The sequence below is a fragment of the Ehrlichia ruminantium str. Welgevonden genome (assembly GCF_000026005.1).
GTDB lineage: Bacteria > Pseudomonadota > Alphaproteobacteria > Rickettsiales > Anaplasmataceae > Ehrlichia > Ehrlichia ruminantium.
This window is the reverse complement of the sequence record NC_005295.2, coordinates 403,746-421,840: the sequence shown is the minus strand read 5'-3', so window position 1 is coordinate 421,840 and position 18,095 is coordinate 403,746. Positions and strand designations below refer to the sequence as shown.

At 28.3% G+C, this 18,095-nt stretch carries 10 protein-coding genes; 5 read left to right on the top strand and 5 right to left on the bottom strand.

Going from position 1 to position 18,095, the window contains the following annotated elements; translation table 11 throughout:
• Positions 1 to 219: 219 nt before the first annotated feature.
• The 4 genes from htpG to gyrA all read right to left on the bottom strand — a co-directional run bounded on the left by htpG (position 220) and on the right by gyrA (position 6,483).
• A complete protein-coding gene (htpG, locus tag ERUM_RS01345) occupies positions 220 to 2,133 on the bottom strand; it encodes a molecular chaperone HtpG (RefSeq protein ID WP_011154929.1) in 1,914 nt (637 codons plus the stop codon).
• Positions 2,134 to 2,205: 72 nt separating this feature from the next.
• Positions 2,206 to 2,808 (bottom strand): hypothetical protein, encoded by a 603-nt coding sequence (locus ERUM_RS01340; protein WP_231837237.1) that lies wholly within the window; start codon positions 2,806 to 2,808, stop codon positions 2,206 to 2,208.
• 326 nt (positions 2,809 to 3,134) lie between these two features.
• Positions 3,135 to 3,767, bottom strand: coding sequence for an endonuclease III (gene nth / locus ERUM_RS01335; RefSeq protein ID WP_011154927.1), 633 nt, complete (start codon positions 3,765 to 3,767; stop codon positions 3,135 to 3,137).
• 19 nt (positions 3,768 to 3,786) lie between these two features.
• On the bottom strand, positions 3,787 to 6,483 hold the full coding sequence (gyrA, locus tag ERUM_RS01330) for a DNA topoisomerase (ATP-hydrolyzing) subunit A (protein ID WP_011154926.1): 2,697 nt from the start codon (positions 6,481 to 6,483) through the stop codon (positions 3,787 to 3,789).
• A 1,919-nt stretch (positions 6,484 to 8,402) separates the two neighbouring features.
• Between gyrA and ERUM_RS01325 the strand changes: the two genes are divergently transcribed.
• From ERUM_RS01325 to ERUM_RS01305, 5 genes are all read left to right on the top strand, one after another.
• On the top strand, positions 8,403 to 9,350 hold the full coding sequence (locus tag ERUM_RS01325) for a hypothetical protein (RefSeq protein WP_231089441.1): 948 nt from the start codon (positions 8,403 to 8,405) through the stop codon (positions 9,348 to 9,350).
• A gap of 397 nt (positions 9,351 to 9,747) precedes the next feature.
• Positions 9,748 to 10,863, top strand: a complete 1,116-nt coding sequence (locus ERUM_RS01320) for a hypothetical protein (protein WP_231089440.1) — start codon at positions 9,748 to 9,750, stop codon at positions 10,861 to 10,863.
• A 555-nt stretch (positions 10,864 to 11,418) separates the two neighbouring features.
• Positions 11,419 to 13,338, top strand: coding sequence for an ATP-dependent helicase (locus tag ERUM_RS01315; RefSeq protein ID WP_011154923.1), 1,920 nt, complete (start codon positions 11,419 to 11,421; stop codon positions 13,336 to 13,338).
• 381 nt (positions 13,339 to 13,719) lie between these two features.
• Complete coding sequence (locus tag ERUM_RS01310; RefSeq protein ID WP_231837236.1) at positions 13,720 to 14,688, top strand: hypothetical protein; 969 nt, start codon at positions 13,720 to 13,722, stop codon at positions 14,686 to 14,688.
• Between the two features lie 41 nt (positions 14,689 to 14,729).
• Complete coding sequence (locus ERUM_RS01305; protein WP_011154921.1) at positions 14,730 to 15,983, top strand: hypothetical protein; 1,254 nt, start codon at positions 14,730 to 14,732, stop codon at positions 15,981 to 15,983.
• Between the two features lie 1,743 nt (positions 15,984 to 17,726).
• On the opposite strand, the gene ERUM_RS01300 is transcribed toward ERUM_RS01305, so the two are convergent.
• Positions 17,727 to 18,092, bottom strand: a complete 366-nt coding sequence (locus ERUM_RS01300) for a hypothetical protein (RefSeq protein ID WP_011256030.1) — start codon at positions 18,090 to 18,092, stop codon at positions 17,727 to 17,729.
• Positions 18,093 to 18,095 lie beyond the last annotated feature (3 nt).

Here is an 18,095-nt window from a genome sequence, read left to right as displayed (position 1 = left end):
AACCATTAGGTAACACACACTTTATCTTACAGGTAAGACAAGGCCTCCATTAATATAAAATGCCAAATATTTTAAGGCACTTAATAGTTAATTATATAACTTCTTATAAGAAATTACAATCAGTTTCTACATAGAATAACCATTCATTTTAAACTTATAAACACACCACATAAGGAAAAATATTACTAAATATAACGTGCTGTCCTACATTTTTTCTCATTAATTAATTTGACTTAGCACATTATTCATTCTCTCAGCAAAATCACTCACATTTTGTAACTCTTCCCCTTCAAGAATACATGCCTGACCTAATAATAGATGTAACATGTTACATAACACAGCATTCTCACCATTTTCAGCATATTGATCTATCATCTTACTAACAATAGGATGCTTTGAATTAATTTCTAAAATCTTTGTACTCTTATAATTCAACTGTTTCTGTTCCCTTAAAAACCTTTCCATTCTAATATCCATAGAACCATCTGCTACAGCCAAACATACTGGACTATCTGTTAATTTCTTTGAAACACGAACATTACTAACCAAATTAGTAAGAACTTGAGCAGCATAGCTAATAAATTTATCTACTTTTTCTTTAGACTGAGCATCCTCATTCTGACTCTCTTTAGATTCATCATCCTTTTCAACATCTGAAAACTTTTCTAAGTCTTCATCTGCACGTATTACAGACCTTAATGGTACCTTCTGGTAATCAGTAACAACATTAGTCCAGAAATCATCTACTGGATCAACCAAAAGCAAAACTTCTATACCACGACTAACAAAACCTTCCAATTGTGGACTCTTCTTTATAGAATCTAAATCATTACCAGTCAAATAATAGATATTATTCTGCTCTGGCTTCATCCTCTCAATATAATCCTCTAAACTAATTAATGAGTCATTACTATGTGTACTATAGAAACGGCATACAGATATCAACTCTTCACGAAACTCTGTATTCATAGATTCACATAATCCTTCTTTTAATACAGAACCAAAATTATCCCAAAATTTTGTATAATCTTCTATATTACTTTCGGCTTTTTTCTTCAATTCAGACAACACTCGTTTAACTAGCGAACGCTTTATTTTTTCAATAATTTTATTATTTTGTAGAGTCTCACGACTAATATTCAAAGGTAAATCTGAAGAATCTATAATACCTTTTAAAAACCTTAGATATTGTGGTATAATTTGCACGTTATCTTCAGTAATAAATACTTTATTTACATATAACTTAACTGAACATTTCCTATCAGGATGAAACAAATCAAACGGCTTAATGGAGGGTATATATAATAAATTAGTATACTCTATTACACCTTCATTCTTATTATGTAATATCATCCATGGCTCACCACCTACATGAGCTACTGTACGGAAGAAATTCTGATGTTCTTCAGCAGATATTTCATCCTTAGCTTTTGTCCATATAGCAGCCTCACTATTTAATCTCTCTTCTTCTCCTTTATCATTAAGAAAATAAACTGGATAATTAATATGGTAAGAATATGTAGTTACAATATGTTCAATACGGAACTTATCAACAAACTCACATTCTTCAGGTTTTAAGGCCAAAGTAATTCTAGTACCACGAGATACTTGATCACTTTCTAATTGAGAAATAACAAACTCACCATCACCAGAAGACTTCCACTGATATCCTACTGACTCACCAGCTTTACATGATTCAACTATAACTTCACTTGCTACCATAAATGCCGAGTAGAAACCTACACCAAATTTTCCTATTAATTCAACAACACCCTGCTGAGAAGAAGCACCACTATTTATCGCATCCAAGAACTTTTGTGTACCAGAATGTGCTATAGTTCCCAAATTATTGATAAGATCTTCTCTATTCATTCCAATACCATTATCAGAAATGTATAGTCTATTCTTATCCTTATCTACACTTATAACAATTTTTAATTCAGAGCCTGCATCCATTAAATCCTGATTAGATAAAGATTGATAACGTAGTTTATCACATGCATCTGAAGCATTAGAGATTAATTCCCTTAAAAAAATATCCTTATTAGTATAAAGAGAGTGAATAACAAGCTTTAATACCTTTCCCACTTCAGCATCAAATTTCAACCTTTCAGAATTTACAGTACCTTGCATTTCAACCCCTCTTAAACTACCATAGGAAAATAAGTAATAATTACACTAATAATTTTCAAGCCCTTATTCATATTAATTATCATAAATTTGCAATAAATCTATAGCATTCTTATATACCATTGCATCAGAATCTGAAGCACCAATTATTTCTTTTATTACACCGACAGCTTTTTCTACATCATTATCTTTAATCATAGATATTGCTACAATTTCCTTATCTGAAGATTTATATACATTTGACTTTTGAGATAGCAATTTTTGTATCCTATCCTTTAATAAACCAGAATCATCCATTTTAAGCAATGTTATAATTTCTAAATAACGTGCAAATTCTCTCAATTCAGGCATGAGCTTTTCATCATTAGCTAATTCAGCATATATCACACGTGCTTCTTCAACTTTATCTTCACTATAAATACTAGCCAATTTAAATTTAGCAAGATATTGATAATTAGATTTCTCACCTTTAATAATATCATTTAAAATCTTGACCATTTCATCATTTCCAACATCATTCATTAGTATGTTGTACATCATGTCACCAACACGCTGTGATGTCTTTTGATTCTGCAAGTTTATCCAAGATAATACCCCTGCAGATATCACTAACAATAAAAGTACTAACAGCCCTACCCACTTTAACTTGACAATAGTCTCAACTATGTTTAATTTCATAAAACATCCAAACAATCCTACAGATACCAGTACTGTAAAAAAATAAATGCATATAGTCAATCATTTTAGGAACTAACTACAATAAATACATTACTAATATACAACTACATAAATATTTAATTAACAAGATTTACTCATGTATTATTAAATTTAATAGCTTTCACATAAATAAAGATGGTACTGAATTTTATAAATCACAAAACTAATCTAGATATTACTAACAAAAAGTATATATATCGCGGTTATAATTTATACAAATAGTCATACTTTTAATATTAATTCCAATAACATTTGTACTTCACATAATAATAAATATCTTACAAATCCTAGATACTTTTACTTTCATATTCACATAAATCTTGTACTATACACTTACTACATAGCGGCTTTCTTGATTTACATATATATCGACCATGCAATACTAACCAGTGATGTGCATACAATAACCATTGTTCTGGTATTACATTAACTAATGCACTTTCTGTTTTTAACACATTATTCTCCTTTACAAGACCTACTCTATTACTAACCCTAAATACATGAGTATCAACAGCAACAGTCGGTAAATTTAACCATGTATTTAAAAACACATTAGCACTTTTTCTACCTACACCCGGTAATGCAACAAGTGCATCAAACTCTAAAGGTACCATACCATGGTATTGGTTTATAATAATACTACTAAGCGCAATTATATTTTTAGATTTTGCATTATATAATCCTATTGTATTAATATATTTTTTTAACCCTTCCTCTCCGAGATTCAACATTTTTTGTGGAGTATCAGCAATTTTAAACAATTTACTTGTAATCTTATTAACACTAACATCAGTAGTACGTGCAGACAAAACTATTGCCACTAACAATGTAAACTCATTAGAATACTTAAGCTCTATTTTAGGATAATGATTATGTTCTTGAAACTTACTAAATAACAAATTTATTTTGTTCTCATCCATCACGCAAAATTATCAGAATTTATACATCATCAATGTCAGACTCATCTTTATGGTCAATTACTTTTGCTACCGATACAACCTTTTCTTGCTTATCAGTTTTAAATAAAGTTACACCTTGAGTACTTCTACCAACAATTCTAATATCGTTAACTGCAATACGTATTAGTTTTCCTTTATTTGTAATTAACATTATATGATCATTAGATTCAACTGAGAAACTACTTATAACATTACCATTCCTTCTAGTTGTCAAAATATTGACAACACCTACTCCACCTCTTAATGTAGTACGGTATTCATATGCAGAAGTTCTTTTACCAAAACCATTTTCAGTAACTGTCAAAATAAATTCTTCATTCTGTACCATAGACATAAACACATCTTGACTAAGTCCTAGATCAACTAACATATTAGCTACACCTTGATTTATAACGCCATCCTCTTTTACAAGAAGACGTTTTTCTAAAGGAACTTTTAAATATAGATCTTTTGTCTCAGAGTCTACCTCCATAGCAATCAACACCGACATAGATATTACTTGATCTTCCTCTGAAGATAATCTAATTGCTCGTACCCCATCAGAAATTCTACCCTTAAACTGACGGATATTACTAACAGCAAATCGAATACTTTTTCCTAACTTTGTAGATATAAGAACATGATTCTCTGCTGTACATACTTTAACAGATATCAAGGTATCACCTTCATCTAGTACCATAGCTATTTTTCCATTACTCGGCACATATTGAAAATCTGATAATGCATTACGCCTTAAATTGCCTGATGCAGTTGCAAATAAAATATTTAGTTGTTCTGTATCTTCCTGGTTCTCAGGTAATGGCATGACACTAGTGATTACTTCATTTTCACTTAGAGGAAAAATATTAACTAAAGATCTACCGCGAGATGTAGGATCACCCAACGGAAGTTTATATACCTTCAACTTATATACTCTACCAATATTAGAAAAGAAAAGTACACTAGTATGAGTATTTACAACAAAAAGATTAGTTATTACATCTTCCTCCCTGATAGCCTGTCCAATCCTTCCTTTACCACCTCTTCTTTGAGCACGGTAATTAGAAAGTTTAACCCGCTTAATATAACCACTCATAGTTACAGTAACAACCATATCTTCTTTTGGTATAAGATCTTCAACATCAGTTTCAAAATGTGAATAATCTATAGTAGTTTTTCTAGGAACAGCTAATTTTGCTTTTATCTCTTCTAGCCCATTTTTTACCAGTTTAAGCAAAGATTCTTTATTACCAAGAAGTTCAGTATACTGTTTTATCATGGATACCATAGACTTCAAATCAAGTTCTAACTTTTCTTTTTCCAGACTTGTTAGACGTTGCAATTTCATCTCTAATATAGACTTGACTTGGACACCCGTAAGCTGACAAACATCATTCACCACTATACTTTTACTATCTGCAACAAGTTCTATCATCTCTTTAACAGATGCTAAAGCACTCCATTTACACTCCAACAACCTCTTAGTAGCTTCTGCTGTATCACGAGATGACCTAATAATAGATATCACTTGATCAATATTTAATACAGCAATGTACATGCCTATATATAAGTGAGCCTTTTCACGAACTTTTCTTAACCTAAATTGCGTACGGCGTGTTAGAACTTCTTTTCTATACTCAATAAACGTTGATATGATATCAAGCAATGACATCACTTTTGGCTTATTATTATCCAATACAAGAGTATTAATACTAAAACTTGTCCTTAAAGGAGTTAGCCCTAAAATTTGATTCAATACTACTTGATGAGATACTTGTTTTTTCAATTCTATAGCAACACGTATCCCCATTTTGTTAGATTCATCACGTAAATCCAATATACCTTCTATTCTTTTCTCTTTTACTAATTCATGAATACGCTCAATAAGCTTTGCTTTATTAACCTGATAAGGGATCTCATCAATAATTATTGCTTGTTTTCCAGATGGTAAATCTTCTACATGTGTTTTTCCTTGAACAATTATAGTACCTTTTCCAGTCATAAATGCAGAACGTATACCAGCATCACCTAATATAGTACCTCCTGTAGGAAAATCAGGACCATGTACAATCTGAATTAGTTCATCAAAAGTAATATCAGGATTATCAATATATGCTATACAAGCATCTACTACCTCACCTAAATTATGAGAAGGGATATTAGTTGACATACCAACTGCAACCCCACCTGCTCCATTAACTAATATATTAGGAAATTCTGCTGGTAGAACTACTGGTTCAGATTCATTACCATCATAATTAGGACGGAAATCAACAGTATCTTCATCTATATCATTTAATAAAAAGTGTGCTGCTCTTGCTAACCTTGCCTCTGTATAACGCATAGAAGCTGGCGGATCACCATCTATTGATCCAAAATTTCCCTGACTATCAATTAATGGTAATAACAAAGAAAAATCTTGCGCCATTCTCACTAAAGAATCATAAATAGCTGCATCCGCATGCGGATGATATTTACCCATAACATCACCAACAACACGTGCTGCTTTTTTATAAGGCTTACTGTAATCATAACCAGATTTGTACATAGAATATAAAATCCTTCTATGTACAGGTTTTAACCCATCACGTATATCAGGTATTGCCCTACTAACTATAACACTCATTGCGTAAGATAAATATGAATCTTCTAATTCTTGTTCTATGGAAACAGGTATGACATTATTCAGATTACTCATCTAACACTTATTAATTAACATTAAAAATATACCATACATCTTAATTACCAGACACATCTAGGTCAAGTAATTGTTTATAAAACAGGTAACAGAATACAACAAGATGATATATTACTAACATCATAACTATAGAATGAGGTGTTTATAATTATTGATTCAATCACTTAACTTATATTACACTAATTAAAAAAATTATTAACTAGATGACCTATTCATTTTAATACATTTAATTAATTGATATTTTAAAAATCAAAAAATGAATTACATAGCATTATAAAACTCTAATAATACCATAGTTATAACATTCAATTTATTAACCTCAATTCCTATCGTTTACTTAGCAATATTAAATATTTATCAAAAATCAAGACTATAAGTTAAGTAATGTATCATCTATATAGTTATATCACATAAAATCAATACACTTATAACAACAGAAATAAAATTTTAAGATATAAAAAGACCCTTACAGATTGTTGCTAGCTTCCCTTATGCAATATAACATAAAATTTATATATAGCAGTATTAGATTATGTCGATCAGAATATTTAAAAGTAACTATTTATGTTTTAGATAATACAATACCATTTGATTGGTGATATAATACAATATATGAAATACATCAGTAAAATATTATCAACTTTTAATACTTAGAAATCAACAACGAAGTACTATAATAAGTATATGTTAAAGGTAACTTAACAAACATCTGAAGATCTATAATATATAGCACCAAAAACTATCACAATATTGCTATATTATTCTCGTATTCTTTATAACAATAGTAACAGTAATCTACTGTTCCAATATTATACAAATACACATAAAATCTACATACAAGAAATATTAAATAATACAAAGTTATAATCATGCTCATAGGTATTACACAAATTTTAAACACAAATAAACCTTATAAAATCAGCGAACTATAACGATATACATACTTTTAATATCATTACTAAGATAGTAAAATTCTATATATTTAGCAGGAAAAATCTTATTAACTATATTCCAATCTATTAAATATGATTCATTAAGAATTCAATACTAATTAAAATATATTTATTAAATTTTACTACTAATATCATATTATCTAAAGATCTTGACAAGGTATCAAGACTAATAGAGTCAACAATAATCAAACACATAAAATTCAGTAATAATTAGACAAATATACGAGAAAAAACTAAACATTACGTAAAAATTCTCATTTTTAGTTAAGTTTAATTCAAACCATAAATACATTACAAATACACAAAGATATAAACTATTTAAATATTACTACTACTGAATACTCATTAATAAATACTCCACAGAAACTTGTAATACAATTTAGTTTTTTTAAAGTAATGTTTATTATCATCAACTTCTTTTTTCTTGATATAGTTTTTTTAATATCACTTTAGTGTTACTTTAATTTTATTATGATAATTTTATATAATTACTATTTAGAATTCATAACTATACATTTCAAATCATAAATTCTACAGAAAATTACAATTATAAGTCTTTTGGGCAAATTCTATACTATTATTCAGCTACATGCTATAAAAATACTAATTTAGCAAATTCCTAATATAAAACTAAAGTATTTAAGGATATTTCATGCATTACAAAAATATATAAATTATGCTTTTTTTAAACATCAATACCTAAATTTAATTGGTTGTAATAACTGACTTTGCACAACTTTGATGTCTAGTTCATACATTTACCAGAACATATTAATATTGGATATAAGATCAGGAAGAACCAATAATAAGCTATTATTTTTTACAATACATATACAATTTTGGACTTTCTTAAACTAAAAACATTATAAAATAAATAATAAAGATTAAATTTTTAATAAAAAAAGCTATTAATTTATTAACTTTTATGTTAATATGCTGTGTCATTATGATGTTAGGAGAATAAAAATGCATCTTCTAGGTATAGCAACAATTGTTATAGCAATATTTATTATAGTGAGTACGTTGATTGCAATAATAGCTTTGATAGCACGTTACATTATCAATAAGAAAAACAAACTAACACATATCCCCTTTACAAACATACCAAATTTATCACAAGATGATCTATCACATATGTTTAACTCAATAAATACTGCAATAGATGAAATAAATGCTCCTGATATAAATCAGATAAACACTAAATTACAGATAAATAACGTTACTATTTCCCCACAAATAATAGAAACAAGTGATGATCATGAACAACAAGATGAATTACCTGAGTCTTTGATCGACCAACATATAGAATATTTACAAAACAATAGAAACGACAATACTGATGATCACATCAACCGTGCTATATTAGGTGCATGCCTTCATAACATTTTTTCAAAAAAATGCTTAGATAACACACCTAGCATACCTTTAATACATCACATGATAAACCATATATATGTTGAAGATTACATGCACTTACTATCTAATATATTAGACCAAAGTATACCTGATAAAGAAAAATACATAATGGAAACAACTTCTATATTATACAAAGGCATGACATTATGTTATAATACTAACTCAAAAAAGCAATTTTCTATTGATGTAGACTTCCACAAAAAAGTAGCATTACAAGATAACCCATCTATCCATAATCTAATCACTGGGAATATAAGCTTTTTAATATCACAATCAGAAGATAATCCTGAAATCCTTGAATATTCAGAAGGAAAAGTATTATTAATCTGTCATGAATTTACAAAATCATATTCCATACCGTCTACAGTCAGAAAATACACTATACCAAATTTTACCGTAAATAATCATTCTACCGCACAACTACCTGATAACACATCTACACTCGATACAGTCACAACTACTATTTTACCACCAACTCAAGAACTACCTTCACATTAAAATACATGTCATATCGTTAATAAGTAAATATTCACAAATTTTACTTAAAAACCATATTGAGTTAGAATCAAATTAAATAATACCCTAACATTATAAATAAGCTATTTTATTTCCCAAATATCTTCATCTAATATCCATGAAATTATTTTATTAATCGTACAAATACGTACATATAGTTTATGATGAAATATAGTTTTAAGTATTCTTATAAAGATTATATAAAAAGTAAAATTTTTAATATCAGTATATTACTTTAGTTATTAATATTAGTTGAATTTTATTAATTTTTGTGTTAATATATTTATATCGATTTAAATAATTTTTAACTAGATAAGAAATGTACGATTTAAGGTTTTCATTATTAATTGCTTTTATAGTATCGTGCCTAATATTATACATGTTCATTAACTTCATTGTTAAGTATATTACAAGACAAAAAAGTTTATGTACAACTACTGCTACTACAAGTGGATCAAATTTACCGGAACACAATTTATCAGAAATGCTTAATTCAGCAGACACTAAACCACAGGAAATAGATAGTCCTTATGAATATAGTAAATCAGATTTATCGGAACACAATTTATCAGAAATGTTTAATTCAGCAGATACTAAACTACAGGAAATAGATAGTCCTTATAAATATAACATAATCTTACATATTGATAACACTATGGTTGTCGGTTCAGTAATACAATTAAAATACGAAGGACTGAAAAAAGATGCAAAAAATAATCCACTAGTTAAACAACATATACAATATTTACAAAAAAATAGAAATGATAATACTCCTGACACTATTAATAGAGCTATATTAGGAGCATCTCTTGAAGGTATATTTTCTAAATATGTTGGAAAGAACAAGCCTGATATGGCTTTAATACATCATATGATAAATCACATATATACTAAAGATTTCATGGACTTATTATCTAACATAGTAGATCAAGGTATACCTGATAAAGAAAAATACACAGTAAAACCCCTTAGTTTCTCGCCAAAAATTACATTACGGTATATAAGTAGCTCACCAAAAAAATTTTTTATCGATGATGTAGAGTTTTACAAAAAGTTAACAACAACACAAGATAATACATTTCACTCTACATTTACTGGAAATATACATTTCCTAGTATCACAATCAGAAGATAATCCTGAGTTATTAGAATACTCAGAAGGAGAAGTATCATTCATCCCTAATAATACATCAAATAAACCAGAAAAAGATACTAAACAATCTGATAGTGAAACACAACACACTTTCACACCACAATCAGAGGATGACACTAAATCACAGTACCTAAAAGCAGAAACACTTCTCACATCTGATAATACATTAAATGAACTAAAAGAAGATACCCAACAACAAGGTAATAGAACAATATTAGTTCTACCAAGTTTCACTGTTTATACCCATGCTGCAGAACAAATACATGATAATATACCTCAACTTGACACAATTACCACAACTACACTACATAATAGAGAAACAGATTCTTATCTAATGATATAAATACAAAACATTACTTTTATTGTAACAAAGTACTACTCAGTAATTGTAATCATAATAGTAAATATCATCTAAAAAATGTAATAACATACTTAATAAGTCCTTAACGATAGCTATATATAAAAACTATTTAAATAGCTAATAAAAAACTTTTTAATACCATTATCTATTTACTATGAAAAACCTAGACATTAATACACTAAACTTACGAAAATAAAGCTAAAAACCTACTTAAACATTCATTATATAAATGCTGACTATAAGGACCATACGTTATAATTTTAAAATCTTCACAAATTTAATACAAACTTCTATCGTCACATATACAATATAGAATAGCTACTTGATAAAAAACCTATTTATCAATCTTTATAGATTCATTCACAATGAATCTACTGAACAAAACTCAAATCTACATGATGGTTTTATACCAATTATACAAAATAATATTATTATGTATAAAGAAGTAATTTGTATTCGACTAAATCTCTATCTTTTTTTGACTGTATTACTAAAATATAACATACTACATATTAATAATGATAAACCTATTACATTATGGAAGATTACATTACTTCACTAAATGAAGATCAGAAGAAAGCCGTTACTAATATTAATGGACCTATTTTAATATTAGCTGGAGCAGGAACAGGTAAAACCAGAACTATTACATCAAGAATAGCATATATTCTTAACAACAATTTTGCACTTCCTAGTCAAATTTTAGCTGTCACATTTACTAACAAAGCTGCTAATGAAATGCTTTCAAGAATCAATGAATTAACCTGTGCATCAAACATATGGCTGGGTACGTTTCATGCAATAGCAACAAAAATCCTTCGACAACATGCTGAAGCAGTAGGCTTAAAAAGTGATTTTACCATCATTGGCACAGATGATCAATTGCAAGTAATCAAGACTATAGTTAATGACATGCATCCTGAATATGCATCAGATGCTTATAAAATTATTTTAAACAAAATACAGAGATGGAAAGATAGAGGATTAGTACCTACAAATATAAGTGATACAGAATTAAACAAACCCATCAATACAATAGCATTAAGTACCTATAACATTTATCAAGAACGACTAAAGTTTCTTAACTGTGCTGATTTTGGGGATTTATTATTATATAACATCGAAATATTTACCAAACAGCATAATATTTTATCACATTATCAAGAACAGTTTAAATACATCATGGTTGATGAATACCAAGATATCAACACGATTCAATATTTATGGTTGAGATTACTAGCACAAAAACATAAGAACTTATGTTGTGTTGGAGATGATGATCAATCAATATATAGTTGGCGTGGGGCAGAAGTAGGAAATATATTAAAATTCTCAGATGATTTCCCTAATGCAAAAACTATACGTCTAGAATGCAATTATAGGTCAACATCAAATATACTAGAAGTTGCTACGGCAATAATAAATAATAATAAGTCTAGGTTAGGAAAAAAATTATGGACAACAAATCAAGAAGGAAACAAAGTTAATTTGATGAAGTTTTGGGATAGTAGAATAGAAGCACAATATATATGCGAATATATAAAGAATTTACACGATTATCAATTTAAAGAAACAGCTATTTTAGTAAGAGCAGGATTTCAAACTAGAATATTTGAAGAATATTTTATTAAGTACAATATACCATATAGAATAATTGGAAGTACAAGATTTTATGACCGGCAAGAAATTCGAGATATTATTGCATACTTAAAAATTACTGTAAATCCTCAGCATGACATTGCTTTTGATAGAATAATTAATAAACCCAAACGAAATGTTGGAGCATCCACTTTAAATAAAATATACTCATATGCAAAGCAGTATAATACCCACTTTTTAGATGCTACAAAAATATTAATTGAAGATAATCAGCTCTCAGAAAAAACATCAAGATCATTAAATAACCTGCTAAACAAGATCAATTCTTGGAAGGAATCCTTATTATCAGATTCAATATCAAATACTGTGAAGATGATAGCATATGATTCAGGATACATAGATATGCTAGAGAATGAAGGAGAAAGTGGATTAGCACGTATAGAAAACATAAAAGAATTATTCTCTGCATTACTAAATTTCAATGATGTAAATGCATTTTTAGAACATATTAGTCTTGTAACAGAAGTGGATATATCAAATGATGATGACAATTATACGTGTATAATGACATTACATGCAGCAAAAGGGCTAGAATTTCCTGTGGTTTTTTTACCAGGATGGGAAGAAGGAGTTTTTCCACATGAAAAATCTTTACAAGATAGAACAGGAGAAGCTTTGGAAGAAGAAAGAAGATTAGCATATGTTGGAATTACAAGAGCAAGAGAACAGTTATTTATATCATGTGTAGCGGTAAGAGACATAAACAATTGGCGTCAACAAATGGAAATATCACGCTTTATAAAAGAATTACCTATAGAACATATACAGGTTATAAAAAATATATCAAATTACCACTAAAAAATTTTAAGCATAACTTACAATCTTCTATATAATTACATTAAGATGTATAAGACGTATTTATTTCTAAATATTAACTTATTATATAATGTTATTCTATGCTTCTGATACTTCTCAATAACTTCTATCCACTCTAATTGAGATTGACAATTATCTAAGTATATTAATCACTATAAATAATAAATAAATAAATCATATACTTTAAGTTAAATAGACAAATTAGTAACAAATTTACACTAATAATATATATTTACACCAAACATGTTCACTAACCATGAAAAATTTAATTGTTATAATACACCACATGTGATATAATTACACATATTAATATATATTATTAGTAGAATTATTATGTTATATAGGCTCAAACGCTGCTTTTTCATGTCTCATGGCATATTAGCATTAAAAAACTTCTCTCTTTCTCAGCTGAGAAATACACTATATCCTGAATGCAGAAACGGTTACCAAGCATGGTTAGACTTACCTAGAAGTACTATAAGGATCAACAATTCACTTGTTCAATTTGACCAGGTTATTCAAGATTATGAATTACATAATCCATTCTTGCAAAATAATGATTATCGTAATGTTTTACATACAATATTACAACAAACAATTTTTGAAAATTCTGGTATAATTGTAAAACCATCACTTATAGATGAGCTAATAACCCTTCTACATCAAGCATGCTTGCACGGCACATTATATACATCAATAATGTCTAATATTGCAAGAGATGTACAAGATATACCAGAGAATCATAATACGAATCCTATAGCAGCACTTAATAATTTTTCAACTCATATTGTGGTATTATCGCCAGATAAGCTATACGTAAAGTACTCAGAACAAGTAAGTATAAAAGATGCATCTCAAAGTAATATAATGTATGATGGCATAAATGGAGAAATCTCATTTAATATAACTTCTAATTCTACAGGAGTTGTTTCATACCATGATGCTAACATAAACGTATTACTACCACAATCACTTGCACGAGTTCTATTACAACGTGTATTAATTCGCTTATCAAATATCTGCGCTAGAATTAGATCATTTGTTCATAGGCAATGCAATGACCTTACTAGACACTCTAACCAAGAAGAAGGTATATGTAGAATAGCAGATACCTCAGAAGGTGGTGTACTCCTATTGTCTACACCATCAAACACAGAATTTACAACTGTAACAAGCAAAGATATATTACAACAGAAAGAAGCAGTAGGTGCTTATGGCATATCAAATGATAACCAAAATGAATCACCAGAACAACCACAGCACTGCTTATCTAGTACGACAACTCAAGATGTTAGTACTAGATTCCCAGAACAACAAAGTCGTTCACTATAATTAATACAACTAAAATATCTTTTACTAATAAAATTAAGTATATGCCAAACATTCTACCTTTTTTATTATCTATAAAACAACTTAAACCCGCTAACTTCATACGCAATACAACTGATATAAATAATACTTCACATGGCACTATATCAGAATTGTGCAACAAATGTCTGTCATTAAGTATAAATGGCATATATGTTGATGTATCAACAAATATAAAACAACGTAAAGCACGATATTCAGGGTTTCCATTTCAACATAAAGAACGTGCAATTTTACTATCCATACTATCACAGCTTTGTTTTGAATATGCCCATACCACACCTAATACAGTACTATTTGATGAACTAGCAACCATACTAAATAACGACAACTTATTTAACATAGGCAACAAAACTACTTCTAGTCTGCTTACAATAATCAGAAAAAACACTTCAGATCATACAAATTTTCCACAAGAATGTTATAACAACATTAATATTAATTGTGATCCAGGTCAACCAAACATAATGCATGTTTCTTTTGCTCAACATGTAAGTTTTGCAAATGATTCTTCGCAACCATCTACATCTACAGAAATACAAATCAGATTCATGGTAGAAGCTTGTCCTGATGGCACTATTAACTATAGTCGTACCAAATTCACAATGACTTTACCAAAAACAATAAATAACTGTAGTTTTTTGAGTAACTGGGATATTTTTAAAGTAAATTGCAGAATAACTATACAGAATATTGTAAATAAAGTAACTTCATTTTTTACTAGAAGAACCTATACACCACAATCAAAATTCAAAAAAACAGCATTCACACAATCAACATCTACATTGGAATGTAGCTTACAAGATTTTTCAGTAAATGCACAAAGATCTCAAGAAGAAATTAGTCATCATATATGTGACTTTCGACAAGCTTTTGAAAAATTTAAAACAGAACAAATAACAAGCCAAAATAAATCACAACCTTGTTCTGAGTCAAGCTTATCATCTGAAATTGATGCTATACTCAGTTCTAATAATCCTTTTTTAAATTTGCAAACATCTTCAGAAAACAACAGAGTGGATACACTAGAATCTAGAGTTGATCCAACAAATGACGGTACAACATTACATCCTAAATCTGACTCCGAAACACCTGATGATCCCAATAACAGGAAATGTACAGGAGAAGATAATATACCACTCTCTCCTTTCACTACATTTGCTGAATTACATAATGCATTTGCACCAGAACCTATAGTAGGTGGAAAAGAAGACAAAGAAGGAAAGCCTAATTCTAGATCATCATCACCACAAAGATAACAACATACAGCAATGTAAATAGACAATTCATATTAATATAGGCCAAATGTATTAGTAAAACATATAGATATTTACCTTACAAATTAGCAAGATATTACCAAAAAAGCTAATCTATCAAACATACACTAACTGATTTTACTTATCAATTTTAGCATTCTTTCAACCGATACTTTTTAAGAACAAGAATAAGTATAAACATTTATTATATAAATTCACACATATTCAAGCATAAATAAATCAGTTTATAACATAAAAATATTATTCATATATCAAGAGTTTGATATGTAATACATAACAACTTTAGTTACACATAGTAATTTATTTTATATAATAAATTATTATCTTACTAGTATATTTATTTCAACATTTAAACCTATTGAATATTCTATTACATTTCGATAACATTTTTATAATGTATTGTACTATTAAAAATACACTGTACAAAAATAATCACAAGAAATTATATTATGAGCTATTTATACAATTTAAAACAATACAGAAAATTATTCAGTCTACCAACAATACTACAGGTATTGATATAATTATAATAATTAATATTTATAACATTAGTTTGATAGTATAATATTATAACAATAATAGCTAATTATAAAATAGCTGCAAAATTTTTACTATTATAAATAGGTTATAACGACAAAGCATCAAGTATAGCACATAGTATAATAAATATACCCAGCTTATATTCAAATGTAAATCTCAATGTAATTCCTTATAAATTTATAAAGCGTGTAAGCAATTCTTGATATATAAGTGTTATAAAAAATCGGTCCAAGTTTTTTATATAACAACTTCACTCCCACCATCAATTATGTGCTATACTACTATTATAGTATAACTAGAATAAATATTAACGCATATTAGCTGATAAAGGAACCGTCACTCAACAAATTAAAATTTAGAAAAATTTTATAGCGAATTTTTTACGTATAAATATCATATACCCAAATAATACAAGCTCCTATAGAAATGCTATAATATAATTACCAACCACAACATATTGTTCCTAGATAATTAAATACAATCTTTCTCATATTAAGTCATAATAAATAAGCTACCCTATTACAAATAAAAACCTATTAACATTATTAAAACAATACTATAAAATTTAACAAACTCATTACTTGATAACTCATTAAAAGCTTTTTATCATGCTATAATTAGGATTTTTTTACTGTATGCTTTTTCAAAAAGAATATTAAACCCCTTTCACTAATAAGAGTCAGCAAACAATATTACCTTAATATAAAATGAGCCTTTAAGAAAAATCCATATATACTAAGAACTAATCAAATTATGATTCATTTTTTTATACATAAATAAGTATGTAGTTAATGTGAGATAAAACTTTAAAACAAAAGTAAGAGCACATACATAAATCATGAGTATAAAATTTTCCAATTTCAAAAAGCAATTACTACACCATCTACAATGGTAGTAAACATTATTACTAGTTTTTTTTAATAATTCAATAGCATATAGCTAGTATATGATAGCAGAAAAAAGCAAAAACGATATAAACTTTTTAAGTCCAACATAATGATTACACTATCACCTGTAATTGAAACAAATATTTAATTAAATAATCAAAAGGCCACTAATTACAAGAACTAGGTAGCAGCACCTAGCTCATATCAACTATCAATAAACAAAAAATCAAAATTTCATTTTAAGTATATAAAGTTCTGTGAAAGCTCTTAACTTTTACTATACTAATGTAACTATGTATTACTCGTTTCTACAGTATTGAACTAGTGGTATATCTTTCCCTTGTTGTACACAATAGGCATCTTCTTCTGGTTCAAGTGGAAAAAACATATCTACCGTGTGAACATGTGATACTTTTGAAGAAGGCAAGCTTTTTGCTAATGAATAGAATACCTTTGTACCATACTTTCCCTTAGGTAAAATTGCAAACCTCATACACGTGCAAACTTCTTTCCTTCCATATTGACCATCAGCTCCAGCCAATAACATAGGAACTTGAAATGTTAGCTCAATATTAAGCTCATTCCGTAATTCTTTAGAACGATACTTAACAAGTATCTTCGGTATAATTTCATTGGTATCATCTAATAAATAAGGTGTAGGCAATCC